This is a genomic window from Polaromonas sp. P1_E1_2, assembly GCF_056406035.1.
The window spans coordinates 1-1,066 of record NZ_JBFUAZ010000925.1; the positions used below are offsets into that span (position 1 = coordinate 1).

The window sequence follows — 1,066 nt, forward strand, 5'->3', positions numbered from 1 at the left end:
TTTTTAACCAAGGAGTTTTTATGAAGCGTTCAATCCAAAAGGGTTTTACCCTGATCGAATTGATGATCGTCGTGGCGATTATCGGTATCCTGGCTGCGGTGGCTCTGCCTGCCTATCAGGACTACACCATTCGTGCAAAAGTGTCTGAAGTGATCCTGGCTGCATCACAGTGCCGTACCAGCATCACGGAAACCGTGCAATCTGCTGCCAGTTCGAATCTTCCAAGCGCCAATAACTGGGGCTGTGAAAAGAACTCCAGCGGCACCGGTACCGCCGCAAGCGCACCAACGAAATATGTTTATTCCATCAAAACAGACAATGCCGGTGTAATCACGGTGCTCACGCAAAACGTTGCTGACTTGAAGGATGCAGCCGCCACATCGATCCAGCTGGTTCCTTTCAAGGATTCAACCACGGCACTTGTCAACACCGATGTCGGTTCAACCATCTTCAAATGGATTTGTGGTCCTACCACGTCAACTCCAACACCTACTAAATACCTGCCAGGTTCTTGCAGGGGTTAATTGCTGCGCTGCTGCCTGAAACAGCAGTTCGGTATTGCATGTAAAGCGGCGCGTCATTCGACGCGCCGCTTTTATTTTTTGTATGAAGGTAAATAAATCAACGGAGTCCATAACTTGATTTCGGAAACTTTGGTGTGGTAGAGGTCTTTCACTTGGTTAAGGGAAATTTCATCAAGGMATACTCATAAGAGYTGCGCCATACCGAAGCCTGGAAGCCGATCCCGCCAGGGAGTCACAAAACTATTCGAAGGCTGGATGGAGCGCTACGGCAAGGATGCCAACTGACTTTGTACCGTGCGGTTGGTTGCGGCAAGTGCAGCAAAATCAACGACAAAAGGYCGGGTTGCTTGCATGAGCTAATTAATGATTGCGGATCAGTTGACAAAAATGTCGTTGAATTTAGGGGCGTGAGCCAAAAAAGTAAATTGGCAGCCTTTTACGGCCCGAAAATCACGAAAAAGAGGGCTCTTTAACGTGGCACAAAAACTGCTGAACAGTTGAGCTAGTTTTTTTAACCAAGGAGTTTTTATGAAGCGTTCAAT

1 protein-coding gene is annotated in these 1,066 nt (G+C 47.6%); it reads left to right on the forward strand.

Annotation, left to right across the window (positions count from 1 at the left end; all coding sequences use genetic code 11):
* Positions 1-524: pilin (locus tag AC1D1P_RS24140; protein WP_477674763.1), on the forward strand; the 524-nt coding region annotated here is incomplete at its 5' end.
* Positions 525-1,066: the final 542 nt, after the last annotated feature.